22 protein-coding genes are annotated in these 25,623 nt (G+C 36.4%); 16 read left to right on the top strand and 6 right to left on the bottom strand.

Annotated features, from left to right (window positions below; genetic code table 11):
* Positions 1 to 25: 25 nt before the first annotated feature.
* The 10 genes from QZ138_RS04530 (at position 26) to QZ138_RS04485 (ending at position 7,060) form a co-directional block, all read left to right on the top strand.
* A complete protein-coding gene (locus QZ138_RS04530) occupies positions 26 to 619 on the top strand; it encodes a DUF366 family protein (protein WP_292886740.1) in 594 nt (197 codons plus the stop codon).
* Positions 616 to 1,131 (top strand): 6-carboxytetrahydropterin synthase, encoded by a 516-nt coding sequence (locus QZ138_RS04525; RefSeq protein WP_292886737.1) that lies wholly within the window; start codon positions 616 to 618, stop codon positions 1,129 to 1,131. The genes QZ138_RS04530 and QZ138_RS04525 overlap by 4 nt, the downstream gene beginning before the upstream one ends.
* Complete coding sequence (locus QZ138_RS04520; RefSeq protein WP_342765665.1) at positions 1,131 to 1,829, top strand: 7-carboxy-7-deazaguanine synthase QueE; 699 nt, start codon at positions 1,131 to 1,133, stop codon at positions 1,827 to 1,829. Before QZ138_RS04525 ends, QZ138_RS04520 begins: the two co-directional genes overlap by 1 nt.
* 63 nt (positions 1,830 to 1,892) lie before the next feature.
* Positions 1,893 to 2,831, top strand: a complete 939-nt coding sequence (locus tag QZ138_RS04515; RefSeq protein WP_292886731.1) for a CBS domain-containing protein — start codon at positions 1,893 to 1,895, stop codon at positions 2,829 to 2,831.
* 22 nt (positions 2,832 to 2,853) lie between these two features.
* Complete coding sequence (locus tag QZ138_RS04510) at positions 2,854 to 3,657, top strand: CBS domain-containing protein (protein WP_292603612.1); 804 nt, start codon at positions 2,854 to 2,856, stop codon at positions 3,655 to 3,657.
* Positions 3,658 to 3,693: 36 nt separating this feature from the next.
* Positions 3,694 to 4,497 (top strand): prephenate dehydratase, encoded by an 804-nt coding sequence (gene pheA / locus QZ138_RS04505; protein WP_292886750.1) that lies wholly within the window; start codon positions 3,694 to 3,696, stop codon positions 4,495 to 4,497.
* Between the two features lie 61 nt (positions 4,498 to 4,558).
* Complete coding sequence (locus tag QZ138_RS04500; protein ID WP_292886728.1) at positions 4,559 to 5,338, top strand: endoglucanase; 780 nt, start codon at positions 4,559 to 4,561, stop codon at positions 5,336 to 5,338.
* A 16-nt stretch (positions 5,339 to 5,354) separates the two neighbouring features.
* Positions 5,355 to 5,894, top strand: a complete 540-nt coding sequence (locus QZ138_RS04495) for a PsbP-related protein (RefSeq protein ID WP_292886725.1) — start codon at positions 5,355 to 5,357, stop codon at positions 5,892 to 5,894.
* A 9-nt stretch (positions 5,895 to 5,903) separates the two neighbouring features.
* A complete protein-coding gene (locus tag QZ138_RS04490) occupies positions 5,904 to 6,410 on the top strand; it encodes a flavoprotein (RefSeq protein ID WP_292886722.1) in 507 nt (168 codons plus the stop codon).
* Positions 6,407 to 7,060 (top strand): phosphopantothenoylcysteine decarboxylase, encoded by a 654-nt coding sequence (locus QZ138_RS04485; RefSeq protein ID WP_292886719.1) that lies wholly within the window; start codon positions 6,407 to 6,409, stop codon positions 7,058 to 7,060. The genes QZ138_RS04490 and QZ138_RS04485 overlap by 4 nt, the downstream gene beginning before the upstream one ends.
* Before the next feature lie 1,071 nt (positions 7,061 to 8,131).
* On the opposite strand, the gene QZ138_RS04480 is transcribed toward QZ138_RS04485, so the two are convergent.
* Positions 8,132 to 11,101: a C1 family peptidase gene (locus QZ138_RS04480; protein ID WP_292886716.1), complete on the bottom strand. Its 2,970-nt coding sequence runs from the start codon at positions 11,099 to 11,101 to the stop codon at positions 8,132 to 8,134.
* A gap of 199 nt (positions 11,102 to 11,300) precedes the next feature.
* Here QZ138_RS04480 and QZ138_RS04475 point away from each other — a divergent pair, with 199 nt between their 5' ends.
* Positions 11,301 to 11,564 carry a hypothetical protein gene (locus tag QZ138_RS04475; RefSeq protein WP_292886713.1) on the top strand — a complete coding sequence of 88 codons (264 nt, stop codon included), beginning with the start codon at positions 11,301 to 11,303 and terminating at the stop codon, positions 11,562 to 11,564.
* Between the two features lie 146 nt (positions 11,565 to 11,710).
* Here the strand turns inward: QZ138_RS04475 and QZ138_RS04470 are convergent, their stop codons facing one another.
* Both QZ138_RS04470 and QZ138_RS04465 read right to left on the bottom strand, forming a co-directional pair.
* Positions 11,711 to 12,352: a fibrillarin-like rRNA/tRNA 2'-O-methyltransferase gene (locus QZ138_RS04470; protein WP_292886711.1), complete on the bottom strand. Its 642-nt coding sequence runs from the start codon at positions 12,350 to 12,352 to the stop codon at positions 11,711 to 11,713.
* Positions 12,353 to 12,355: 3 nt separating this feature from the next.
* Entirely contained in the window at positions 12,356 to 13,507 is a 1,152-nt protein-coding gene (locus QZ138_RS04465) for an NOP5/NOP56 family protein (protein ID WP_292886708.1), read from the bottom strand.
* A gap of 577 nt (positions 13,508 to 14,084) precedes the next feature.
* Between QZ138_RS04465 and QZ138_RS04460 the strand changes: the two genes are divergently transcribed.
* Genes QZ138_RS04460 through QZ138_RS04440 form a run of 5 tightly spaced genes read left to right on the top strand, consistent with a single transcriptional unit; the run spans position 14,085 to position 19,166 of the window.
* Entirely contained in the window at positions 14,085 to 14,624 is a 540-nt protein-coding gene (locus QZ138_RS04460) for a glycosyl transferase (RefSeq protein WP_292603540.1), read from the top strand.
* Between the two features lie 24 nt (positions 14,625 to 14,648).
* A complete protein-coding gene (locus QZ138_RS04455) occupies positions 14,649 to 15,554 on the top strand; it encodes a dihydroorotate dehydrogenase (protein WP_292886705.1) in 906 nt (301 codons plus the stop codon).
* Positions 15,547 to 16,344 carry a dihydroorotate dehydrogenase electron transfer subunit gene (locus QZ138_RS04450; protein ID WP_292886702.1) on the top strand — a complete coding sequence of 266 codons (798 nt, stop codon included), beginning with the start codon at positions 15,547 to 15,549 and terminating at the stop codon, positions 16,342 to 16,344. Before QZ138_RS04455 ends, QZ138_RS04450 begins: the two co-directional genes overlap by 8 nt.
* 14 nt (positions 16,345 to 16,358) lie before the next feature.
* The gene (locus QZ138_RS04445) at positions 16,359 to 17,381 is read left to right on the top strand and encodes an AI-2E family transporter (protein WP_292886699.1); all 1,023 of its coding nucleotides are present in this window, start codon (positions 16,359 to 16,361) and stop codon (positions 17,379 to 17,381) included.
* On the top strand, positions 17,382 to 19,166 hold the full coding sequence (locus QZ138_RS04440) for a DNA-directed DNA polymerase (protein WP_292886696.1): 1,785 nt from the start codon (positions 17,382 to 17,384) through the stop codon (positions 19,164 to 19,166).
* Positions 19,167 to 19,210: 44 nt separating this feature from the next.
* Here QZ138_RS04440 and QZ138_RS04435 read toward each other — a convergent pair whose 3' ends face one another.
* The 3 genes from QZ138_RS04435 to purM all read right to left on the bottom strand — a co-directional run bounded on the left by QZ138_RS04435 (position 19,211) and on the right by purM (position 25,531).
* Positions 19,211 to 23,206 (bottom strand): hypothetical protein, encoded by a 3,996-nt coding sequence (locus tag QZ138_RS04435; RefSeq protein ID WP_292886693.1) that lies wholly within the window; start codon positions 23,204 to 23,206, stop codon positions 19,211 to 19,213.
* A gap of 249 nt (positions 23,207 to 23,455) precedes the next feature.
* On the bottom strand, positions 23,456 to 24,484 hold the full coding sequence (gene comC / locus QZ138_RS04430; protein ID WP_292601881.1) for an L-sulfolactate dehydrogenase: 1,029 nt from the start codon (positions 24,482 to 24,484) through the stop codon (positions 23,456 to 23,458).
* Between the two features lie 27 nt (positions 24,485 to 24,511).
* A complete protein-coding gene (gene purM, locus QZ138_RS04425) occupies positions 24,512 to 25,531 on the bottom strand; it encodes a phosphoribosylformylglycinamidine cyclo-ligase (protein WP_292886690.1) in 1,020 nt (339 codons plus the stop codon).
* Positions 25,532 to 25,623: the final 92 nt, after the last annotated feature.

Raw genomic sequence — 25,623 nt, 5'->3', positions numbered from 1 at the left:
TAGTGTAAAGATTTGAGGTTTTGATATGACTATTACTCATAAGCATGTTGATGAAATTTTTGAATACGACGGAAGCCAAATCAACCCGTCATGGGCATTCCAGGAATTTGGCATATACGGATCATCAATAGTCACATGGATAGGTCCGGTCAACATCACCCCCGACAACCTGAAGGACTTCGCTGATGTGGGACTTGAAATCAAATCCAATTACATGGTCAATTTCATATGCGAATTCTTCGACCAGCAGCCTACAAACATGAGGGTTGCATATCTTCGCCAAAGGCTCCTTGTGATGATTTTCAGGGAAATCCTCACTGAAAAGGAAATCTCTACAAGAAGGGAGGGCGACGATATTTTTGTCGACGGCAGGAAACTGTCAATATCCATCGCTTCAGTGTCCTTGAGCTCCGCTAAGATACACTTTGCGCTCAACCTTGAGGATAAGGGAACTCCGGATGATGTGGACACCATCGGACTCTATGACATTAAGGTGGATGGCCGGCAGGTATTCAATGAAGATAATCTATTAGAATTAATAAACGATACAGTTTCCAGATTCACTGATGAGCTGGAAACAATCGAAAACGACATAAGCAAAACCAAGGTGTTAGGATGAAAATTTTAATTAACGGTATTCAATCAAATTTAAGATTCTCCTCCGCTCACGTAATCCCTGGACATGAATTGTGCGGATTCATACATGGGCACTCCTATTTCGTTGACGTTGAAATAGAAGGTGAAAGGGCAGGAAAATTCGATTTCATAGTGGACTTCAAGGACGTTAAAAGCTACACTAGAGCAATCTGTGACGAACTGGACCACAGGCTGTTGATTCCAGTGTATAATGATCTAATCGAATTCAAGGATTTCGACAAAGAGAAAGATTCCATATTCGATTTGCAAAAGCAAAAATCAGTATACTTCAAAATCGACGGCAAGGGATACACAATACCTTCTGTCGACTGCGTATTTCTGCCTCTGCCGTACTCTTCCGCAGAGGAACTGTCCATGTTTTTCGCCAAGACATTGGCCAAGAAACTATCTGAAACATATGACAACATTAAATATGTTGTAGTGTGCGTGAACGAGGGAATAGGGCAAGGTGCGGAATATAGGGAAGACTTATGATGAAAGCTCCAATAATTGAAATTTTTTCAAGTTTTCAGGGCGAGGGCCTTTTGATAGGTGAAAGGCAAATATTCGTCAGGTTCGCAGGATGCAACCTGAACTGCAACTATTGCGACACCAATGACAGTAAATCCGAGAAATCCGGAGTGCTGATGACTCCTGATGAGGTTGTAAGTGAAATAGAGAAACTCATCACTCCCGATTGCAAAAGCATATCATTTACTGGAGGTGAGCCGAGCCTATATCCTCAATTCATTTCTGAGGTGGCTAAAAATTTTAATCTTAAAATAATGCTTGAGACAAACGGTACTTTTCCGGAGAATATTAACTCCATTGATAAATTGGACATCGTTTCTCTGGATATAAAGTTGCCTGAGCATTTTGATGGTGATTTTGATAATTCCATTTTTTTAAATGAGATTAAATCATTAAATTTATTAATAAAAAAATCAATAAATGTATATTGTAAAGTAGTTATATTGCCATCAACAAAAATAAAGTCATTTAAAGGGGTAGTTGAAAAATTATCACAAAATATTTCAAACAAAAGCAACCTTAAAATAATTATCCAACCTTCTAGTCCGTTAGGAGAATGGAAAGACATTAATTTTAAATTATTTGAGTTTTCCGAAGTTGTTGGGCAATATTTTGAAGTTTCCACCATTCCTCAAATCCATAAGATTTTGGATATTGAGTGAATTTTTGTTTTGATATTGATTGATTTTTATTTTGATGATAGCAATTGTAAATGAGGTGTGTAAATGAAAGATAAAACATCTATTAACAGAAAATCAAATACTGGAGCAGTTGAACGTGAAACCAAAGTTCATGATAGGGAAGGAGACATAATGGCTATTGCTACTAGGGATGTAGTTTCAATTCCTCCTTCAAAAAGTATCAAGGACACTGCAAAAGTAATGATGGAACATGAATTTAGAAGATTACCAATCACAGATCCTGGTTCTGGCAAATTATTAGGTATTGTGACTGTAATGGATATATTGGATTTCTTTGGTGGAGGAAAAAAATTCAATATCATAGAAAAAAAATACCAAGATAATTTCCTTGCAGCTATCAACGAACCAGTAAAAGAAATCATGACTCGTGATCTGATTTCAGTTTCAAACAAAGCTTCCATTGGAGATACAATTGAAGCAATGTTATCCAACCAGTTAGGTGCTATACCAATCATCGATGCTGATGAAAAACTCGCAGGTATCGTAACCGAAAGGGATATTGCCTTATCATTGGCTGGCGTTGCAGGAAAAGACATTGTACAGGATTACATGACTACCAAAGTGTTCAACACAACTCCTGGAACTTCCTTGGGAGACGCATGTAAAATCATGGTTAGGAACGGTTTAAGGAGAATTCCAATTGTCGGCGGTGAAGCTGACATATCCAAAGCTGCCAAAAAACTTTTAGGTATCCTGACTTCCACTGATGTCATAAGATTCTTCAATGCAAAAGAGCTTTTTGACCATTTGAATTCCAATTTGGCAACCGATGTGCTGGACCAGACTAAAATTTCAGACATCATGGTTGAAGAGCCAATTACAGTTGAACCTACCATGACTATCGGAGAGTTATGCGAACTCTTTTCCGAAAACAATATTGGTGGAGTCCCAGTTATTAAAAATGATAAAGTAATTGGAATTATTACTGAAAGAGACATATTGAACGCAGTTAAAAGATATTAAAACATTTTTAGGAGATGATAATATGCAAATTAAGAATTTGATGTCTGAGGATATAATTACCATAGACAAAGATCAAAATCTTTCTGATGCTTTGAAATTGTTGCGCAAACATAACGTTTCACGTTTGCCTGTAACCAATAATAAGGAATTGGTCGGCATTATTTCCGAAAGGGACATTGCCGCTAAACTCGGTTCCTCAAAATATGAAAGTATGCCTGCATCAAGACTTCATATTTCATCTGTAATGGTTAAAGACGTATTTACAGTTCCTGAAACTATGCAATTGGATGAAGTAGCAAAATTAATGTTGGAAAATGGTATCGGTTCCGTTCCTGTCATGAATGATGACGGAAAGATGGTCGGAATTGTATCCAAGGCCGATTTTGTTACCCTTGCTGTAGGAATTGCTTTTGATAAGATTACTGTTAAAGAGATAATGACAAAGGATTTGACAGTGGTCTCACCAACTGAAAGACTTGTTCACGCAAGAAGGCTCATGATTGAAGATCATGTGGGCAGATTGCCGGTTGTTGAAGACGATGAATTGGTGGGTATGCTCACTTCTAAAGACCTGATGAGGGCTTTCATAGACTTTAGAAAAAAGGTGCCTGAAAAATACCAGAAATCTCAAATCAAGGAGGTTTTGGTTGAATATATCATGTCTTCAAATCCGACTGTCACTTCAAGGGATGCAACCATCTCTGAGGTGGCGAATGTAATGATTGAAACCGGATATAATGGCTTACCTGTTGTTGAAGGCAATGATTTAGTTGGTATCATAACACAAACTGATATTTTAAGGCTGATTGAAAAATTAGAATCTTAAATATCAACTTTTTTTTATTTTTTTTGGGTGATTAGCATTACATTAATATCATTTTTAGGACCAAAAGGAACATTCACTCATGAAGCGGCCGGTATGATTGGAGAAGAGCTGATTCCATACTGTACAATTCCTGCAGTGATGGAAAGCGTGGCAAATGATGAAACCGAATATGGTGTCGTTCCAATCGAAAACTCAATTGAGGGACCTGTTGGCGTGACATTGGATTCCCTTGCCCATAAATTCGACTTGAAAATATTCAAGGAAATAATCATTCCGATCAATCAGAATCTTATTGTCAATCCGGGATGTGTGATGGATGACATTGAGGATGTCTATTCCCATCAGCAGGCTATTGCACAATGTCAGGAATTCATAAGCCGAAATGGAATCCAGCCCCATTATGCCATAAGCACGGCAAATGCCGCCAAGAATATCATTGGGGACAAGTCCAAGGCGGCGATAGGTAACGCAAAGGCTGCGGAATTATATGGTTTGGAAATTCTCAAGCCCAACATTCAGGACATGGACAATAACGAAACAAGGTTCATTGTCGTTTCTAACAGTGACCATGAGCCGACAGGCAGTGACAAGACCTCAATCATTTTTTCCATATATGAGGACCGTCCGGGTGAACTCTATAATATTTTGGGGATTTTCCAAAAGAATAACATAAACTTGACCAAAATTGAATCCCGGCCTTCAAAAAAGGGTTTGGGAAGATATCTGTTTTTCATTGACTTTTATGGTCATAAAGATGATGCAATTATTAAAGATATCCTTGATGAGATTGATGAAAACACTTATTTTTTAAAAGTTTTAGGTTCCTATCCTGAATTTTAGGTAACATTTAAATTAATGTTTGAATATAATTTAAAGTATAATAATTTCAGGGAGGGTAGGAATGTCAGAAGATAGAGATAAACTTCTTCAAGTTATGAATAGTTTGGAAGCAGATTATAAGTCTGGCAAGATTTCTGCTGGAAAATACAAATATTTCCGTTCTAAATATGAAGATAAATTAAATTCTATTGATGCAATGGAAGCGACTAAGCGTATTAGATCCATGCAGGGTAAGTCAACTGCTAAAACTAAAAAAAGAAGTAAAAAACCTACCAATTATAAGAAAAAGCAAGAACAAGATTTAGTTCAAAAGTATATTATAAATCCTAAAAAGGATGATGCAAAATATAATAAAAAGAAAAAGTCCTCAATGAGCAGCGGTACTTTTACAGCAATAACCTTATTGGTGCTTGTAATTGCATTCGGTGCAGGTGTAGCTTACGGTATCTTTAATTTGGATTCCGAATCAGTTGCCAATTCCGGTGTTGTTGCTACTGTTGAAGATACAGCATTCCCTGAAATTGTTGCTGTTGTAAATAATACTACACACACTAATTTTACTGACACTTCAAATTATACTCAGGCCGACAGCAAGACAACTGACAATAATGATGACAATCAGGTTGAAACTACAACCACAACTACGACTACAACCACAACTACAACTACTGATGACTCGTCGGACAGTTCCCAATCCAGTTCTCAATCCAGTTCCAGTTCATCAAGTGATAGTAGTAGTAGCAGTGATTCCTCGAGCAGTGATTCCTCAAGTTCGTCGGATAGTGGAAGTGATTCATCGGGCAGGGATTCCTCAAGTTCAAGTGAGGGGACATCTGGGTAATGATTAAGGTGATTTTATGAAAGGTAAAATTTTAAAAGGAAGTATTATAGCAATTATTCTCATCATGTTTTTGGTTTCAAGTGTCAGTGCTGAAAATAAGGCAAATGATGAAAAAGTTCTAACTTTATCAAAAGGCGGATTGGTTATAAAATATCCTTCAGATTGGGGGGTTTCACAGGCCAAGTCAAATTATTCAATAATGTCAATTTCAAAACTGGATTCAATAGATTCTGCAGGAGTCGGTCAGGTCAACATTAACTTTGAGAAAAAGCCGATTGAAGGGGATTTCCACACATTTGTAAATTCCACCTACAACTCCATGCAGTATGATTCTTCATTCAAGCTGGTTTCTTCCGGTGAATCTATAATCGGCGATAGGCAGGCAGTTGAATACATCTACACTTCAAATCAGAATGGTGTGGAACGTGAACACAAGGCTGTTTGGTTTGAAAAAGGCGGTCAGGCCTATGTTTTATTATATAGTGCTCCAATAAACCAGTTCGAACAAAATTTATACGTATTCGATTATATCCTATCAGATATTCAAATCACTTAAGGTGTTTAAATGATTGTTTTATGTGTTACCGGTAGCATTGCAGCTACCGAATCCATCAAATTGGCACGTGAGCTTAGAAGAAACGGTGTGGAAGTTAAATGTTTCATGAGCGATTCCGCATGTGAAATCATTCATCCGAATGCGATGGAATTCGCTACAGGCCATGATGTCGTAACCAAACTGACAGGCAAAATAGAGCATGTCAAATATTCACAGGAAGATTTGATACTTGTCGCTCCGGCCACAGCAAACACCATTTCCAAATTTGCTCATAAGATTGCAGACAATCCCATTTCAACATTGCTGATTACTGCCCAGGGCCATGACACTCCGATTATCTTTGTTCCGTCTATGCATGATTCAATGTATCGTGCAGTCAAGGAAAACATCGATAAAATAAAGGATGAAGGTTCAGCATCTTTCATCAAGCCTAGAATGGATGAGGGCAAAGCTAAATTCCCTTCAAAAGAGGATATAGTTCTTGAATCTTTAAGGACCATTAATTTAAATAAATGATTGGCATGATTAAAGGCAAAAAGATTTTGATAAGTCTTGGAGGGACTTATGAACCTATTGATTCAGTAAGGGGCATTACTAATAAATCTTCCGGCAAGATGGGTTTGGCTCTTGCAAAGGAAGCATATATCAGGGGTGCTGAGTTAACATTGGTTGTCGCCAATGTCAGCGTCGAGATCCCTTATGTTTTTGATGTCATTCGCGTTGAGACAAGCAGTGAAATGAATGAGGCTATTTTAAGGTTGGTTCCTGATTGTGACATTTTCATATCTGCCGCTGCGGTTTCAGATTTTGAATTCAGAAAAAAATCAGATAAGAAAATTGATTCTTCCAGTTCTCTTTTTTTAAATTTAAAGCCAACAACTAAAATCATTCGCCAGATTAAGGACATCAATCCTGATATTTTCCTTGTCGGTTTCAAGGCGGAGTTCAATATTTCAAAAGATGAGATTATTAGCTGTGCCCGCAAACAGATTGCCGATGCCGGAACGGATCTGGTTATAGCCAATGACATTTCAAAGGAGAATTGTCAGTTCGGATCCGATGACAATGAGGTCCTGATTGTTGACGATGAGGTTTTGACAGTTCCTCTGGCTTCAAAAAGGGAGATTGCAAAAAGCATTTTTGACGTGATTTCCAAAAAAATATAAGTTCATCTATCTATCTAGACACACTATTCTATTTTTCAATCTTAACTTCATTTATTTTATAATCATGTTTATTTATTTTAATAGTTTCATGATTTCAATTATTTTAATTAATTGATAAATAGATTATTTTGATAGTTTTTTCACGACTATTTTTCCATAGCATTGAAATTTTCAGCATGTGGCGAACTGCTTCATATATGTTTCAATTCACAATTGCATTTTAAAATCAATTTTGTTTTTGCCGTATTATGTCATATATGATGTAAAATTAATTTTATAGATTGTGTTTTAATCAATCAATTTTTTGATTTGTGCTATAAATCTATATGAAAATTTAGCTTTAATGGAGTAATACTTTTTTAATTAAAAACAGTAAATTAATCTTTTAAAAAAAGTTTTTTTAAAATTAGTTTTAAATAAAAATAAGTTCATGCCTTTAGGTATGAGTTAAATGGAGTGATTAATAGAGTGAATCAACCTAAAGGACGTTTCAATGAACTTTTATTTTATTTGCATTAGCAATTATAATATTTAATTTTATAGTATAAAAAGCTATCTAAGTAATACTTTTTGGCGATTTTTGTAGTAAGATTTTATTTTTCTTAGAGCTATTTTCTGGTTGATTATCACTCAAAAATCAGGTGATTTTTTCAAAGTTTTTTCTTATATTGGCAATGCATTATTGCCTTTTTTGTAGTGGCCTTGTTTTGGAATTTGGTTAATTTTAAAAAATTTATTTTGAGTTTTCCTTTAATATTTTGCTGATTTTGATTTGAACTTTTACATGTTCCTGATTTGGATAGTTTGTGTTGTAAAATTATTGATTGTTAATTCGATATGGATAAATTTTTTGATGTTTTCAATTGGGTAATTTTTATGGTGGTGATATTTGTTTGGGTATTGTGGGAATACGTTTTTGGCTATTGCCGTAGTTCATTTCTTTTTGGCAATGCCTTGAAAAATTAAATTGTTTTAAACTTTTTAATTTTTATTTTCACTTTATAAATTTGTTGGTTTCTCTTTATATTTTTTTATTATGATTTAAAAAAATAAAAAATAGATGGAATTCATCTATTTTAATTTAACTGTTGTTTTTATTGTATCTTTGAGGTAAGTCACTTTGACAGTGTAGGTTTTGCTTTTCCTGAGCTTTTTGATAACTTTTTTGTTCAATGTTTTTTGTGCAATTCCTTTGGAGTTGGTTTTGACCTTGTAGGTTTTGCCGTTGAACTTGAAAGTTATCTGTTTACCTTTTACAAGTTTGCCGTTGATTTTAAGTTTTGCTTTCAATGTAAATTTCTTGGCAGTCTTTTTGATAGTCACTTTGCTTGCGCTCAATACGTGCTTTACGGTAACGGTGTTTTTGTAGGTTTTACCGTTGAATGTGGTTGTCATTGTGTATTTTCCAGGAACATCTGTTATTTTTATTTTTGCTATTCCATCTTTGTTTGTTTTAAACGTACTGGTTTTGCCGTTGATTTTAAAGGTAACTGAAGCACCGACTGCGGCTACTTTGCCATTTTCAGAAACCACCTTGACAGTGAAATAAGATCCTCCACTGTAATCAACTTTAATGTTCTTGCTGTTGATGACTTTGCAGGTGCTTAAATTCAATTTAACAGTGACATTGTTTTGATATGTGTGATTGTTGTAGGTAGTTTCAATAGAATAAAGTCCTGGAGCTTCATTAATCTCCAATTTGGCAATTCCGTCATGATTTGTTAGAACTGTTATTGTATTTCTGTTGATTGTGAAGTTAACGGATGCTCCTGCGCCTATGTTTCGACCATCACCAGTCATGACTTTAACTGAAAAAGATGATCCGCTACCATAATCAATACTGATATCATTATTGTCAACTATAACACTATCATCAGAGACAGTATAGACCTTAAGGCAAACGGTCTTGTTTTTTAAAGTGATATCGCTCCATGTACTGCCGTTGGCACTTACAAATGACATTCCATGAATATAATGATTTCTTGAGTGTGCTTCATAAGGAATGGCATTGCTTTTAAAGACAACTTTAAACTTGTCTCCTTTTTTAACGGGAACATAATTGCTTAAGACAATTGTCCGGTATCCTGCAAACTCACTTATGCCACTTTGAGAGTAGACCAGATTTGTGTTCACGTAAATGTCAAAGGAATAATTGATGCCTGGCTGGTTGAAGAATGTTCCAACACTGGCAATCAAATCATCATACTCTGCAGTGAATTCATTGCAATATTGGGTATAATTACTGTCAAAATCATATAAACCGGTTAAATCAGTCTGGTAATTTACATGGTAATCAATAGCATTAGTGAAAATGCAGGCCGTGAAAGGATAAATAATGCCGGTATCCGAATCAGGGGTGAAAAATGATTTTTCATAGTAGGATAAGTAGAAATATCCTTCATCTCCCCAGTCGGTTCCCCAACTGTTTTTGACAATCCATGCGCCATTTCCAGGAGGAGTAATTAAAAAGTTATCTGTAGAGTAGTTATCATCCCATCCGATGATGGCAACGCCATGTGTTGGTGAAAGTGATTCATTAGTATATTGTGCAGAAGTTTTTTCATTGTAATATGGTTCGTCGTTACTGCTTGCATAACTAATTGAAACTGCACCATAATTTAAAATTGCTTTTTTAACCTCCCCTACATAATCGGTTGCATTCGGCATGATGAAGTAAGCATCCTGAAGGCGTGTCTTATTTGCACTATCAACAAAAACAGATAATTTTCCAACCTCGTCATATTCATCATCTTTTTCACTGACACTCAACCAATTGATAACATTAGCCAGAGCCAAATAATCAATACCTCCTTCATCAGATGTTAAAAATCCAAACTCAGAGTATCTTATTTGGAGATTTTGGATATAATTTTCGGAGATATCATATCTTATGCCTGTTGCTTTTAAAAATGCAGTTTCCAATGCTTCTCCAAAAGCAAATGTCCAGCAGGCACCCGCCCTACCTTGATTTTTAACCGGGGAAACCCATCCCCAATCACGCAAATCAAACCGTGACGGAAGAGAGCCAACATTGATTGTATTATTGATCAATGTCAAATTCAATCCGGGATTTGCAAAAGATAGTGGGGCATAAAATGACTGATTGGTGATTATGCTGTCATTATTATATTCATTACTGTTGAGATTGCACACATTTTTGTCGAAATCCGTGAAAATTGCATTTGTATTGTTTGCAAATAGGCAGTTGGTGATATTATACCATGAATCGCAGGCATATATTGCATTTGCCATATGTGCTGAGTTATTGATGAATCTGGAATTGACCAATGTCATATTGCCCATATCACAGACTATTGCACCACCATAACTGTTAGGATAGTCATCGGAGAGCTGATTTGAATCAAAAATACAATTATCAATTGTGCTATTGGTAAATGAGACATAAATCCCTCCTCCAATATGGGCTTTATTGTCTGTGAAGTTGGAATTTCTCAAGATTAGATTTCCTCCCAATTGAATATATGCACCGCCAATCCTGGATGAAGCATTGTCAAACACGCAATCGATTATGGTTGCATTGCATGACTTAATTCCATAATCTACCATTATGGCACCGGCATTCTTAAATGATTTGGTGTTGATGAATTCACATCCTTTGATATAGGAGTTACCTGACCACTTTATGGCAATCGCTCCTGCACTAATATTGGCAGTCAAATTAACGAATCTGGAATTGATGATTGAAGATTCAGAATTTTCAAAATATAGTGCCGGCGCATAAGCAGAGGATATGTTTATAAAATCCACATTATCAATGATTGCCTTGGAACTTGAAGCATAGATTTGGCCATATTTATTTGGTATGCTTGAAGTGACAAATGAGTTGCAGACATTTAATGTGGTGTTCCTTGAATATATTGATGAACCTTCTTCAGCATAATTGTCAATGAAGCGAGAGTTATTGCAATAAATTATAGCATTCTTCTGGAAAATTGCTCCGCCTGATTCACTAGCACTGTTGTTGATGAAAGTTACATTGTTCAATGTGAGTTGTCCATTTGAATATATTGCTCCGCCCATGTCTGAATTACCGTTGATGAATATAAGGTTGCTTATTGTTACATTGTTTGCCGTAATATTGAATATTCTAGCAATTCCGGCTCCGTTGATGGTGTGTCCTTGTCCGTCAACAGTGAAATCGGCTTTGCTGATTATAATTCCGTTTGTATAATTTGTATCGTTTTCAGGATTATAAGTGTAATTTTTTGTTAATTGTATTGTGTCAGTTGTCGAGTTTGCAATTTCAGTATTTAAAGTTGAAAAATCGTTAACTTCATTTTCTCCATTTGATAGTATTTCTTCAGTATTTATATCGTTGTCTTGTGCTATTATTTCATCAGCATTAATACCGTTATCCTGCTTTATTATTTCGGCAGTTGCATTGTTGTCTGCTGCACTTATGCATGATAAAGTGAGTAAGGCAAATAAAATAATTGTAGCTAATATAAATTTATGCCTAATAAAAATCCCTCCATGTGTATAAAAAAATCATTTATATAATTTATATCTGTTTAATTGATATATATATAAAATTAAGTAAATCTTTATTCTTTTTTATAAAACTTTGAAGGATAATATTTTTGAGAGTTATCTTTTCATTCGTTTTTAGGTGTAATCGCCATGATTTTTTTAGAAATTTTTTTCCACGAGTAATGCAATATGGTCCTTTTCGTAAGGCTCCAGCTTCACTTTTTCAATGATTTTAAAGCCTTTTTCTTTCAATTTCTTTTCCTGCTCCTTGAATACCTTTTTAGGCTTTTGAACAACATCGATGCTCCTGGCCTTAATCATCAAAAGGCCGGTCCCATCATACCTGCTGAACAGATTCATATTTCTCATGAAAAGTTCGGTCTGTGTTGGCTGGGCAACATCGCAGTACACAAGGTCTGTCTTTTCAACAATGTTGAGGTATCCTTTAGGTTTTGTTGCATCACCCAAAATCGGAGCAATGTTTGGCCTCTGGCGTGAAAGCTGAACCAGTTTTTTGGCGGTAGTCGGTGAAAATTCGACTGCATATATCCTTCCATTGGTTACAATGTCGGAAATGTGTGAAACGGTTGTTCCTGTTGAAGCGCCAAGGTACAGTACTTTTGAGGTGTCATCAAGCTTTAAATTTTCCAGTCCGTTCAACAGCGCTGCAGCCAATTTTGAACGTCGGGGATTCCATATTCTGTATTCCTCATCTTCCTGGATCAACTCCTCTCCATAGACTGATATTCCCGGAGTCAAATTTTTGGTTGCAACATTTCCATCCTTGAAATAAACTTTCATGTTTTACCTCCTTCTCCTTTTCTTTTTACCTTTTCTCTTCTTGTTTTTTCCCTTTGACCTTTCTTCCTTTCGTTTTTTGGTGGTCTTGGTTGGAAAAGGATTGTTCTTTTCAATTTCTTCAGCTTTCTCGATAAATTCATCAAAGGCATTTTCATCGAATGTCTTGGTAAAGACGTCCCGTCTTGCGGCATGTGATATCATTCCTGCAAGCATCCTGGCAATTTTTCCACGGTTCCACCATTTTGCTCCGCGAACCTGCGGGTGCTGGTATATCAAACCGTATTTCGGTGGGCGGTCTCCGCTTTTCAGGTGCCTGAACAATGCCTTTTCGGCACCCATTATCTGGACGGTACTTGACGGATAGACTGCAAGCCTCTTAAGCCCTCCTGCATGTGAAATCAGTTTGGCTGCGAGAGATGATCCTACCAACAATCTCAAGTTAGGTGCAATGTCCTGCATTTTAAAGTCAACATATTCCTCAAGGTTCTTTCTTGTCTGCTGCATTTCATAGATTGAATTTGCATAATTGTTCATTATTTCTATGTCTTTCGGATTGATGTCCTCTTCCAGATCGATTATGTCGCCTGGAAACGCTTCAGGTTTGGCATTGATGATTTCTTCCTTGGTCTTGTTTTGGGAAATCAGCTTGATGTAGGTTTCATTGTTTTTGATAACATCCATTTCAGGGAAATACAATGCATACCATTCACGGATTCTTTCAATCTGTTTGGAAATGCTTTCATCAATCTCATCGATGGTATTGATTGCCTGAATCAGGTGCTTGTCTTCAGAGGCGGATTCTTTTTTAATTTTGTAAATCGCCAAATTTCTATAGATTTCGGTTATTTCCTCATTGTTCAATCCGAATTCCTCATAATTGCTTCTTAAGTATTCTCCTGCGGGATTCGGATTTTTAATGACGACTTTCTCATTGCCGTAATCTGACTTTCTTTTATTGGATTCGATTATGATTTCGTCGCAGTCCTTTGAGACTTCATCGATTATTTCCATTTCTTCGGGCACGATTTTTTTGTCATCGATATCGGCCAATCTGTTGAGTATTTCCTTTTCCGGAAATAACTTTTCTGAGATTAATTCGTTTTCACTGTTAAAGGCCAGAAATCCCTTAACGCAATAAGTAATATAGCATTCCATAAGATTAATTATCTATTTTATTTCTAATAAGCATTTTCAATATTTTGAAAATTACATATTCGATGCAATTTTTATATTTTAACACAATTTAATAAGTTTAAATAAATATTAAATGACTATAAACTGTTTAATTTATATATTAATTGATTTAATATGGGTATTGTAGGTTTTGACCACTTAAGCTTAAAATATCTCAATACAAATTCGAAGGTTTTCTAATGAAAAAAGATTGGATAATGTTTGTTGAATTAACTTTAGAAATTATGAAAATCGTTGTTATGATTCTTAAATAATTAATTTCTAGGGCGGTAATTAGTTGTTGAATGCAAAGGAAAGAGTTTTGGTATTTTCTCTCTAGTGGGGTTCTTCCTACATTTATATTCAGGGAATATATGGTAAATTTATATATATGTTGATTTATATATTATAATTGAGAATTTTTTTCTCATGAATTTGTATTGAATTAATGGGGTTGGAATCATTCGATTCTGGCTCTATTCATTTAAAAACTTTTTTTAAACATTATTCTAAAATATCTTTAAACTATTTTTATCATGAAATTTAAACTATTAACTGTATGTCAAAAGAGAGTTTGGATGATTTAAGATATGAGTTGGAACTTAAGAATGCAGAAATCGATGAGCTCAATATGGAGCTTCAGGAAAAAAATGAGCAGATCAACAAGCTGAAACTTTATTCCACCAAATTAAAATACGAAAAAAAGAATTTGGAGGATAAGCTCGACACAAAAATCGATTACGACAAGGCAAGAATCAATGAGCTTGATGACTTGCAGGAAAAGATTGAAGAAAAGGAATCAATCATCGACGACAAGCACGACCAGGTGAAGTACCTGAGGTCCCTGATTGATGACTATAAGGAGCAGTTAGGCAGGAATACCGAGAATCTTGATGTCCAACTCAAAAAAATCTCTAAAACATATGAGAATTTGCTTGCCCAAAAGGATGCCATAATACAAAAGCAGGATGAGCAAATTGCAAATTTGATTAAATCAAATGAAGAAACAGTAAAATCCAATAAAACAAATATAATAAGTTTGAAATTGCAGAATGAAAAATATCAGGAAATCATTGATAAATTTACAAAAACTAATTAAACAATTAATTACAAAGTTGATATTATGTTGAAAACAAATGTTTGCGGAGTGGAATTTAGAAATCCCTTGATGCTGGCTGCAGGAATTATGGGAAGCAATGCCTCATCAATGAATTGGATTTTAAAATCAGGTGCTGGAGGAGTCGTATCCAAATCATTTTCACTGAATCCTCATCCGGGCTATCCTAACCCGACAACCGTAGCGGTTGATGGAGGAATCCTGAATGCAATCGGCCTTTCAAATCCGGGCGTTGAGAATTTCAAGGAAGAACTGAAAAGGATTGACCGTGACAATAATGTCATTATCGCTTCAATATATGGGGCAAACCCCTCTGAATTTTCACAGCTTGTGGAGGAAGTTCAGGAGCATGTCGACATGATTGAACTCAACATTTCATGTCCTCATGCGATGGAGGGCTATGGAGCGTCAATCGGTCAGGACTGTAACTTGAGCCATACCATCGTGGCGGCTGCAAAAGACGCTTCCGAGGTACCTATAATTGCTAAATTGACACCGAATGTGACTGACATTACTGAAATTGCAATGACATGTGAGGATGCCGGAGCGGACTGTCTGTCCTTAATCAACACGTTGGGTCCGGGAATGAAAATCAACATTGATGTTGCAAAACCGGTTCTCTTCCATAAGTCCGGCGGAATGAGCGGCAGGGCAATAAAGCCTATTGCAGTAAGCAACGTCTATTCAGTTTATGAGGCGGTTGACATTCCATTGATCGGCGTTGGCGGAATCTATACCTTTGAGGATGTTGTGGAATTCATCTTTGCAGGTGCCCGTGCAGTCCAGATAGGCACTGCAATAATGGATGAAGGTGTTGAGGTATTCAGTAAAATCAACCAAGGATTGGAAAAATTCATGAAGGATAAGGGTTATTCTTCAATTGATGAAATGGTGGGGATTGCACATGATTAATGAACCGAAAATCGTTGAAATTAAAGAGATTGTCACTGAAACTCCTACTATCAAAACTTTTAAATTTGATTGGGATTTTGAAACACTTGGAAAGCCTAATCCCGGCGAATTTTTAATGATTTGGAATTTCAATAATGAAAAGCCAATGTCCATTTCACAAATTAATGACGGAGAGCTTGCAATAAGCGTTAAAAACATTGGGGAGTTCACCTCTCAGCTGCATGATTTAAAAATAGGAGATCCAATCGGCGTTAGAGGCAGTTATGGGCATGGTTTTGACAACTCATTTGAAGGCAAAAAGATCATTGCCATTGGCGGTGGAGTGGGAATGGCTCCAATTAATGTCATAGCCAGCGACTTGGCCAAAAATAATGATGTAAGTGTGATTTCAGCTGCTCAAACAAAGGATGAATTGCTGTTTTTGGATTCCCTTGAAAAGCAGGGTGTAAGTGTTTACCCATGCACTGATGATGGAAGCTTCGGATTTGAAGGTTTTGCAACAAATTGTCTTAGCGATTTGCTTGAAGATTCGACTTACGATTATGCATTTGTCTGCGGCCCTGAGATAATGATGAAAGGAATCTTTGATATCCTTGAGGATGCGGGGATATCTGGCCAATATTCCCTTGAAAGATACATGAAATGTGCACTGGGAGTGTGCGGTCAATGTTGTGTCGACAGCGAAGGCTGGAGAATCTGTGTTGAAGGGCCGGTTTTTGAAAACGAAAAGATATCACAAATAACTGAATTTGCAAAATACAGAAGGGACGCTTCCGGCGTGAAATACTAAAAGGGATTGATAAAATGGGAATTGACATTAAAAAACACCTGACTCCGCCAGTGCTTCTGGTATTGTTTTTAGTGATTGTCTCACTGATGATTGTCTTTCCCGTTTTGAACATGATTATATTGGGTGCCATCCTGGCTTATGGAGTAAGGCCGGTGGCCCGTAAAATCCAGTCAAAGCTCAAATACAGCTCCTTGTCGATATTGCTTGCTATGATAGTTATCCTGGTGCCTTTGATACTGCTGGTTGCATATATAGTCATGGAACTTATAGCGATATTGTCCGGAGCATCGTCTTCCGCCACATACGCCGATATCAATGGAGTATTGTCATCGCTATCCTCTTATCTGCCGTGGAGTTTTGATGTAAACTCAATCTCATCATCACTCAACTCATCGGTTCAGGAGATTGGAAAATTTCTGCTGAATTATCTTGTCAAGTTCGTAAGCAGTCTAATGAATATTACTCTTGACCTGTTTATTTTAGTCTGTTCAGTGTTCTACTTCGCCCGTGACGGGGATAACTGCTTTGAATTTATAAGATCATTTGTTCCTGATGATTCAAAGGACTTCTTTGACAAAACAGTTGAATCCGTAAAGGATGTCCTGAAAAGCATTTTCTACGGACACTTCCTGACTTCAGTGATAATTGGAATATTCGGAGCGATAGGATATTCCCTTCTGGGATATCCCTTTGGAATCTTTTTAGGTGTGCTGACAGGTATACTGCAGCTTATTCCAGTATTCGGTCCGTGGCCTATCTATTGGGCATTGTTCTTTATGGATATTCTTTCCGGAAACTATCCAAGGGCAGCTGTAGTTCTACTTTTCGGATTTTTCCTAAGCACAATAGACATGTACATAAGGCCAGCTCTTTCAAGCCATTATGCAGATATCCATCCGCTCATATTGCTTGTAGGATTTCTGTCAGGACCTCTTGTCTATGGAATAGTCGGTTTTATTGTTGGACCTTTGATTTTGGGAGTCACTTATGTCGTTTTAGATAGTTATAGAAAGGAATATATTCTGGGGGATGAATGAATGCAGGAAAATGTGGTAATTTTGGATATAGATTACGTTACATATGAGGAAAAACCTGTAATAAGACTGTTTTCAAAAAAAGGCGACGAAAACATAATATTGATAGATGACACCTTTGAGCCTTATCTTTATGTGATGTCTGATGATGTTGATGAGTGTGTTAGTGAAATTGAAGACAATATTGACGTTGTCTGTGTTGAAAAGGTAATCAAAAAGGATTTTCAAATCGAATCGGAATTTGTAAAAGTCACATTCAGGCATCCTCAGGTGTTGGCTAAAAATCGTGATGCCTTAAGGGATCTGGAAAGCGTGATTCAAATAAGGGAATTCGACATTCCATTTTACAGGCGCTACTTGATGGACAGGGATGTTATTCCGATGACTGAAGTCATAGCAGTTGGGGAGGAACTCGAAACATTCATGGATTTGGATTCAACAAAGCAGGACATCAAAATAATCAGGCTGACCGACAGGCTTGAGAGGGTGAAGGAATATCCCCAAAATTTCAGGATATTGAGCTTCGATTTGGAAGTGAGAAACCCTCACGGAATGCCGGATTCTGCAGAAGATGAAATCATCATGATTGGGATGGCCAGCAATTTCGGCATCAATCAGGTCATATCCACCAAAACAAACTCTAAGGATAGGGATGACTTTGTAAATCAGGTGTCTTCTGAAAAGGAAATGATTGAAGAGTTCGTCAAAATCATCAAGGACAACAACGTTGACATCATCGTTGGCTACAATTCGGATAATTTCGATTTCCCATATCTGAAAGACCGTGCAAAGATACTGGGCGTTGATTTGGATATTGGAATGGATGAGTCCGATATCAAATTCATCAGAAGAGGATACTCAAATGCCGCATCCTTCAAAGGGTTGATTCATGTTGATTTATACCTTGTAATGAGAAGATACATGACCCTGGACAGGTATACCTTGGAAAGGGTTTATTATGAACTGTTTGGTGAAGAAAAGATTGATGTTCCAGGTGACCGCATCTGGGAGTTCTGGGATAACGAAGGCGATGAACTGGATACATTGTTTGATTATTCCCTTGACGATGTGGTGTCCACCTTAAAAATTGCGGAACAGACCTTGCCGCTTAACCTGGAGCTTACCCGTATTATAGGTCAGCCACTTTTTGACGTATCACGTATGGCAACAGGCCAGCAGGCTGAATGGTTTTTGGTAAAGCAGGCTTATTTTGACGGAGAGGTCGTGCCGAACAAACAGGGATCAAACTTTGCGGACCGTGCTTCAGCTGAAGACAATGAAGGTGGATATGTAAGGGAACCTGAAAAGGGTCTTCATGAGAATCTGGTTCAGTTCGATTTCAGAAGCCTGTATCCGAGCATAATCATTTCAAAAAACATTTCTCCGGATGTGATGAATTTGGGGAAAGTTGAAAACGAGGAGGATTATAACATTTCTCCGGAACATGGCATAAAATTCAAAAAATCTCCACAGGGATTTATTCCATCTGTCATCGATAAGATATTGCAGGAAAGGTTCAGAATCAAGCGTCAGATGAAGGCGTCTGATGATCCTCAGGAAAGGATAGCTTTGGATGTACAGCAGCAGGCCATCAAAAGACTGGCCAATACCATGTATGGAATCTATGGTTTTCCTCGCTTCAGATGGTATTCATTCGAATGTGCAAAGGCAATTACATCATGGGGAAGACAATACATCAAATCATCAATAAAAAAAGCGGAAGAATATGGATTTTATGCAATATATGCCGATACTGATGGTTTTTATGCGAAATATAAGAAAGAATAATTTTTTTTAAAAAAAGAAAAGGGTTAAGAGAAAATTAATTTCTCTTATTTTTTGATTTTAATAGTTGATTTTGCTTTTTTAGTAACAACATATTTGTTTGCTGAAGTAACTACAACTTTATGTTTTCCAACTTTTAGTTTAGCAGTACTGATTTTTGCAATACCTTTTGCGTTTGTTTTGGCAGTGAAGGTTTTTGCTTTTTTACCAGTATATACTTTGATTTTAACTTTAACTCCTTGGATTGCTTTTTTAGTCTTTTTGTTTTTAACTTTGACTTGGAAGTATTTTTTAGCACCTTTTTTAGCGCTTACTTTCTTAGGAGTTAATTTAGCTGGAGCTTTTTTAATCACAATTTTTGATGTAATCTGTTTTGCTGAATAGTCTTTTTTATCTCCACAGGAGATGACAACTTTATAGGTGCCCGGTTTTAAGCTGTCAAGTAATAGTTTGATTTGACCGTTCATTCCGGTTTTACCGTTGTAGTTGTAATATCTGTTTTTGGAAATGTATATTTTGATATTCACTTTTGCATCATAAATCGGTTTTTTCTTTTTGGTATTAGTTAATTTGACAGTAAAGTATTTGCCTGCCTTGTAGTAGGTAGTCACTTTTTTAGCGGTAAGTTTTCCACTAGCCTTTTTAACAGTAATAGTTTTGGTAACTTGTTTTGCTTCATATCTGTTATCAGCTGAGTTAATAATCATTTTGTGTTTGCCCACAGTCAGGGAAGCACTGAATGAAATTTCACCTTTGCTGTTTGTTTGGAACAGGTAGTTGTTGTATTTTTTAGCGCTGGAGTATAGTGTAACAAGCACATACATTCCGCTTAGAGGTTTACCGTCCTTGGTAATTTTAATTGTTGCTGTAGTTCCGGTGTTGTAATAGACAGTAACGTCTTTTGCGTTGATTACAACAGGAAGTTTAAGGATAGTAAAGCTGCCGTTGACACTCATATTGTTGATGTTTTTAGTGTCATTGTTACTTACTGTTAAATCGTAGGTTCCGCCGACGAATCCGTTAACGTTCACTTCACTGGTACCGTTTTCATTGGTTTGGAAATAGTAATTTTTTTGTGTAGTGACCGGCAAGTAAAGATGTAAAATTGTATTTTTAACCGGATCTCCAGTTGCCGCATTGGTTACGGTAATTTTAATCTTTTTCTCACTGCCGTAGTATTCCTTGTAATCTTCAATTACAATTTTGATGTTTGCCTTATTGATGACAATAGGTTGAATGTTGTTTTCAATCTTGTTGAATTTGCCGGATTTGATGGTAACATTATGATTTCCTGCATCCATATATCCCCATCCTTTACCATTCATTTTATTGTGATCAATAGTTAATATTCCTTTTTCATCGGTTGTATTACTAATGGTGGAAATAATTGTGATTCCGCTACCGCTGACACCACTTATGCTGATTGCACCGGTTACTATTCTGTATTCTAAATCAACGGTTTGATTTGCATAAGCTTCATTAGTGTCAATGTCAGTGATTTTATAAATCAGTTTTCCACTTTGGTATTCGACTTCATTGTTGATTGCTTCAACTTTTACATTGTATTTCCTGTCCACAGTAACATTAACTTCAGTATTTTTGTACTTGATGTTTAATACTGCGGAAGTGAAATTACCGTTTCCAAGTGTGAAGAATAATGTTCCATTTTTAATTTCACTAGATGTAATCGGAATGCTTATTGTGTCATTTCCGTTTTTGTATGTAAGGTTAAGTTCCAAATCAGCTGCAGTAATGTTTAATGTTTCGTTACCGTTTATGACTTCAAGCTTAATTTCACCTTTTAAGGTGGAGTTTACAGAGGTTTTTGAAGTTGCATTGATTCCGTAAACTGTTAATACAACTGTTTTGTTGGATTCAATGTAAGTTGCGGTTCCAAGATATTTTATTGTCAAGTTGTAAATGCCAACTTTAAATACATCATTGATTGTAACGGTTGTGCCGTTGATTGTAATGTTGAGAGCTTTGCCGTCTTTTAAAACCTGAATGTTTTTATCGGTAATGTTGAATACATGACCGTTGGTTCCTTTAACTTCAACATTGAAGCTTTTCACTTCACCGTCACCATAGCTTAAGGTGTCATTAGCGGTGATTAAAGTGTTAACCTTAACGGTTGTGTTACCGGTTAGATTGGTATCATATTTAATGTCAACATATGCTGAATCGATATTCTCTTCCAGTTTGAATGTGACATTTTGACCATTTAAAGTAAATCCGGTAACTGTTCTGTTAAATGTTTTGTTACCGATAGTGTAGAAAAGGGTAATGCTCAATTTTGTCTGATTGATTTCCAATAAGTCTGCACCGTCATTGAGATTGATGAAAATCACTGCATTTTCATCTTCATCCAATATGATGCTTGGACTAGGATTGATTCTTGCATCACCGTATACTCTTAATTCAATTGTAGTGTTTGATGAGTTATAGGTTTCATTACCTTTGTATACGATTGTTAAATTGTGCACTCCTTCAGTTAATGCGACATTCATTGTTGTGTTAACTAATGTGAATTGGATATTTTTGCCATTGTCAAGCACTGCTAAATCTTTAGAGGTGAAATTCAATGGATTTCCAGCATAATCAAATACTTTAACAGTAATGTTGTTGGTTTCATTAAACCTGTATTTTTCCTTTGCAGGTGTTGCATCAACGCTTGTGAGCAAGTTGACTTTAACTGTTTTTGCACCTGTTGAATTGGTGTAGTCAATGGTCAAGCTAGCTTTGGTAAATGAGTCAGGATTTAGAATTTGAACTGTCATTATTCCATCTACAATATCGAAATTAGATATAGTTACGATATTAACGCTTCCTGATTCATCTGTGTAATTCAATTTCATTGTCATGTTGCTTCTATCGATTGTGATGTTTTCAAGACCGTTGAAAATTGTAATTGGAATTTCAACTGTTTTGCCGTCACTGCTTACGACAAATTCAGGAACTATGATCTGGTTTGCACCGTAAACACCAATTTCGATTGTAGTATTTGATGCGTTGTAACTTTCATTACCTTTGTATAGGATTGTAATATTGTGTTTTCCTTCTGCTTTCAATTCAAAAGTAATGTTTGAATTTGTATAGTTAAAGTTAGTTATTTCATTGCCGTTATCTAAGACTTTTAAATCATTTTTACTAACATTTAATAGATTTCCTTCGCCATCTTTGATTGTGATACTGATGTTTTTAATCTCTTCAGATTTAAATTTGTCTTTGTCGGTTTCAGCTTTCACTTCGGTACTAACTTTTATACCAACAGTTTTCGGTTCGGTTGCATTAGCATAATTTATAATCAAGCTTGCTGATATCAATTTAACATTTGTTGCGAATTTGATTGCGTAACTATTGTTTTCATCTTTCTTTTCAAGGTCAAAATCACTGATTGTTAAATTGGTCACGTTTCCAGTTTCATTTGTGTAGACTAAAGTCAGATTAAAGTTATCTTTGACCAATTCGATGTATTCTACCTGATCGAATACTTTAACCGGAACTTCGATATCTTTTCCATTGCAAACTACACTGGTTTCAGTTTCGATTGTCTTGTTTCCGAATATTTTCACGGCAACTATTGCTTGTGAAGTATTGTATTGCGCATTACCCAGATATTTGATTGTCAGATTGTAGTTTCCAACAGGTAATGTTTCGGTTATTTTAATGATTGTAGCGTTATATTCAAAGGAAATGTTTTTATTTCCGTTCATAACAGACAATTCATTTTTGTTCACATCAATGTTGCTGTGTGTTTTGTTGTCTTGCACGTTGACTGAGATGGTTTTATTAGCAGAATCCTCTTTAAATTCATACTTATCCTTCTCAGGTATAGTGGTTGTATTTGTTAAATCTTGATTCGTATTTCCATCGGCTACGTTTCCGTCAGTATCACTATCACTACTGAGGACAACGTCTGTTCCATCATCAGCTGATTGAACATCACCGTCAGAGGTGACATTCTCACTAGCACAGACGGATCCGATGCTTATTAATAGAAATATTGCTATTGCTATTAATACGAGAGAATTTTTCAATTTCATAAATTTATTGTCCTCCTTTTTAAGAAAATCTTTTTTTTAAATAATTTTTGCACAAATATTTTTTCAAATATTTATAGCATTATAAGTTTTAGATTTTGAGATATATAAATCAATCTATTTTTATATATATTATATAGTGAAAATTGATTTCAAATGGTAAAATAGGTGTTGGGGTGATGCAATCACAGTTTAAAATACTGCATAATTTTAATCAAATTTTTATTAAAAAAAGGATTTGAAGAATAAAAACTATTCTTCAACATAGGAATCAATGTCGATGTCGAGGTCATCACAGATTCCTTTTAACTGTTCATATAATTTTTCATCGATTGCCACGCCATTTGCTTCAGCATCAGCAATCCTTTTGACTTCAAGGTCTCCCGGAATTGCTACGGTTTCACCGGTTGCCCTTACCTGTGAGATGAAGTCTTCGGTATTTGCCTTGAACTCATCAAAGTCTCCGAATTTGGATGGGTCGATTACAACGTACAAATCACCTTTTGTACAGTCCTTGTCCGGTGAAGCGGTACCTGTTACTCCAAGACCATATCCTGCTTGTACCAATGGTCCGGTTAGGATTTCAATCAGTAATGCTAATGCGTATCCTTTGAATCCGCCGAATGGTAGGATTGAACCTTCAAGTGCTGCTTCAGGGTCATTAGTTGGGTTTCCGTCTTTGTCTAATGCCCAGCCGTCAGGCAGGTCGAGTCCTTTTCTTTTTGATTCGATGATTTTTCCACGGGCGGTCACTGAAGTTGCCATGTCCACGGTAATGTATGAGTCTGACGGAATTCCTAATGCGATAGGATTTGTTCCGATTAATTTGTCCTTACCGCCTAATGGTGCGATTGCAGGGTCGGTATTTGCCAAGACCAAACCGATGCAGTTTTCCCTTAAGGCCAAATCGGAGTAAAATCCGGTAACTCCAAAGTGATTTGTATTGTGGACACCAACACATGCAATACCTACTTCTTTTGCTTTTTTGATTGCAATCTGCATTGCTTTATAGGATACTGCCTGTCCAAATCCGCTGTTACCATTGATTAATGCGATAGCAGGGGTTTCCTTTTCTATAGTGATGTTGTCTTTCAGATTGATTGTGCCTGCTTTTATACTAATTAAATATTGTGGGAATCTTCCAAGTCCGTGTGATGTGAATCCTTTTAAATCAGCATCCAATGTGGCTTCTGCAACTAATTCCTGATCCTCTTCGCTGGCTCCAAGTTTAGCCAATATCTCCTTTACAAGAGCCATTTCCTTATCTTTCATTATCTTCATCTATTCATTCCCCCTTTTTTTTGATAATTAGTATTCAATTTCAGACCCTTCAAAAGTTTTGACGGTGATTTTTTCATCATCTGTCACTTTACCGATTATTTGACATTCGCAGTATTCTTTTAAAGTTTCCATAATCTTATCTGCTTCGCTTTCATCGCAGATGACAACAAAACCGACACCCATGTTGAAAACCTTATACATTTCCTTGATGTCGACATTCTGTTCATAAATGAGTTTAAATATTTCCGGAACTTCCGGAAGGTTATTGATATCGTATCCCACGCCTTTTTTCAAACGTCTGAGATTTGTAAATCCTCCTCCGGTAATGTGGGCAAGTCCATTGATATCGTATTCTTTTTCAAATAGGCTCACGATAGGTTTGACATAGAGTTCTGTTGGTCTGATTAGCTCTTCACCCACGGTGGTTTTACCGTTAGGCATCTTGTCGTCAACGCTAAGTCCTGCGTCATCAAACAATGCCTTTCTTGCAAGGCTGTATCCGTTGGAGTGGATTCCGTTACTGTTGATGCCGATCAGGACATTTCCAGGCTGGATGTTTTCGCCGGTAATGATTTTGTCAACATCCACAAATCCGATACCTGTTCCTGCAAGGTCAAAATCCTTAATGATTCCTGGAAGTGAAGCTGTTTCTCCTCCGATTATTGCGATTTTTGACTCGTTTGCACCTGTAACTAATCCTTCAGCAATTTCAGCCGCCCTTTTAGGGTCAGGCTTTTCAACGGCGAGGTAGTCGACCAGCGCTATAGGTTCGGCTCCGACACATAATATGTCGTTTACAACCATTGCAATACAGTCTATACCTACGGTATCGTATTTGTTCATCATTTCAGCAATTAAAATTTTACTTCCAACGCCGTCAGTACTCATTGCGATGGCTTTGTCACCTAATCTTACCAAAGCCGCATAGTGACCACTGTCGGTAATAATATCTCTACATTCCAATGTTGATTTGAGTTTGTCTGCCAGTGCTGAAACAGTGACTGCTTCCAAATCAATATCCACACCGGATTCTGAATAAGTAACCATAATAACACCTATTTAAAAAATAAATTAATGTTGTAAAGTTTTACAACATTTTCATAATACTATATATTTTGTTTTATATAGTATTTAATTTT

The sequence above is a fragment of the Methanobrevibacter sp. UBA212 genome (assembly GCF_905233225.1).
GTDB lineage: Archaea > Methanobacteriota > Methanobacteria > Methanobacteriales > Methanobacteriaceae > Methanocatella.
Note: the sequence above shows the minus strand (reverse complement) of the source record. Positions and strands in the feature narration are given on the sequence as shown.

What these genes read in the sequence shown, in the direction of transcription:
- QZ138_RS04530 (WP_292886740.1), top strand. Translation starts at nt 26, where the DNA reads ATGACTATTACTCATAAGCATGTTGATGAAATTTTTGAATACGACGGA.
- QZ138_RS04525 (WP_292886737.1), top strand. Translation starts at nt 616, where the DNA reads ATGAAAATTTTAATTAACGGTATTCAATCAAATTTAAGATTCTCCTCC.
- QZ138_RS04520 (WP_342765665.1), top strand. Translation starts at nt 1,131, where the DNA reads ATGAAAGCTCCAATAATTGAAATTTTTTCAAGTTTTCAGGGCGAGGGC.
- QZ138_RS04515 (WP_292886731.1), top strand. Translation starts at nt 1,893, where the DNA reads ATGAAAGATAAAACATCTATTAACAGAAAATCAAATACTGGAGCAGTT.
- QZ138_RS04510 (WP_292603612.1), top strand. Translation starts at nt 2,854, where the DNA reads ATGCAAATTAAGAATTTGATGTCTGAGGATATAATTACCATAGACAAA.
- QZ138_RS04500 (WP_292886728.1), top strand. Translation starts at nt 4,559, where the DNA reads ATGTCAGAAGATAGAGATAAACTTCTTCAAGTTATGAATAGTTTGGAA.
- QZ138_RS04495 (WP_292886725.1), top strand. Translation starts at nt 5,355, where the DNA reads ATGAAAGGTAAAATTTTAAAAGGAAGTATTATAGCAATTATTCTCATC.
- QZ138_RS04490 (WP_292886722.1), top strand. Translation starts at nt 5,904, where the DNA reads ATGATTGTTTTATGTGTTACCGGTAGCATTGCAGCTACCGAATCCATC.
- QZ138_RS04485 (WP_292886719.1), top strand. Translation starts at nt 6,407, where the DNA reads ATGATTGGCATGATTAAAGGCAAAAAGATTTTGATAAGTCTTGGAGGG.
- QZ138_RS04480 (WP_292886716.1), bottom strand. Translation starts at nt 11,101, where the DNA reads ATGGGCGGAGCAATATATTCAAATGGACAACTCACATTGAACAATGTA.
- QZ138_RS04470 (WP_292886711.1), bottom strand. Translation starts at nt 12,352, where the DNA reads ATGAAAGTTTATTTCAAGGATGGAAATGTTGCAACCAAAAATTTGACT.
- QZ138_RS04465 (WP_292886708.1), bottom strand. Translation starts at nt 13,507, where the DNA reads ATGGAATGCTATATTACTTATTGCGTTAAGGGATTTCTGGCCTTTAAC.
- QZ138_RS04460 (WP_292603540.1), top strand. Translation starts at nt 14,085, where the DNA reads ATGTCAAAAGAGAGTTTGGATGATTTAAGATATGAGTTGGAACTTAAG.
- QZ138_RS04455 (WP_292886705.1), top strand. Translation starts at nt 14,649, where the DNA reads ATGTTGAAAACAAATGTTTGCGGAGTGGAATTTAGAAATCCCTTGATG.
- QZ138_RS04450 (WP_292886702.1), top strand. Translation starts at nt 15,547, where the DNA reads ATGATTAATGAACCGAAAATCGTTGAAATTAAAGAGATTGTCACTGAA.
- QZ138_RS04445 (WP_292886699.1), top strand. Translation starts at nt 16,359, where the DNA reads ATGGGAATTGACATTAAAAAACACCTGACTCCGCCAGTGCTTCTGGTA.
- QZ138_RS04440 (WP_292886696.1), top strand. Translation starts at nt 17,382, where the DNA reads ATGCAGGAAAATGTGGTAATTTTGGATATAGATTACGTTACATATGAG.
- QZ138_RS04435 (WP_292886693.1), bottom strand. Translation starts at nt 23,206, where the DNA reads ATGAAATTGAAAAATTCTCTCGTATTAATAGCAATAGCAATATTTCTA.
- comC (WP_292601881.1), bottom strand. Translation starts at nt 24,484, where the DNA reads ATGAAGATAATGAAAGATAAGGAAATGGCTCTTGTAAAGGAGATATTG.
- purM (WP_292886690.1), bottom strand. Translation starts at nt 25,531, where the DNA reads ATGGTTACTTATTCAGAATCCGGTGTGGATATTGATTTGGAAGCAGTC.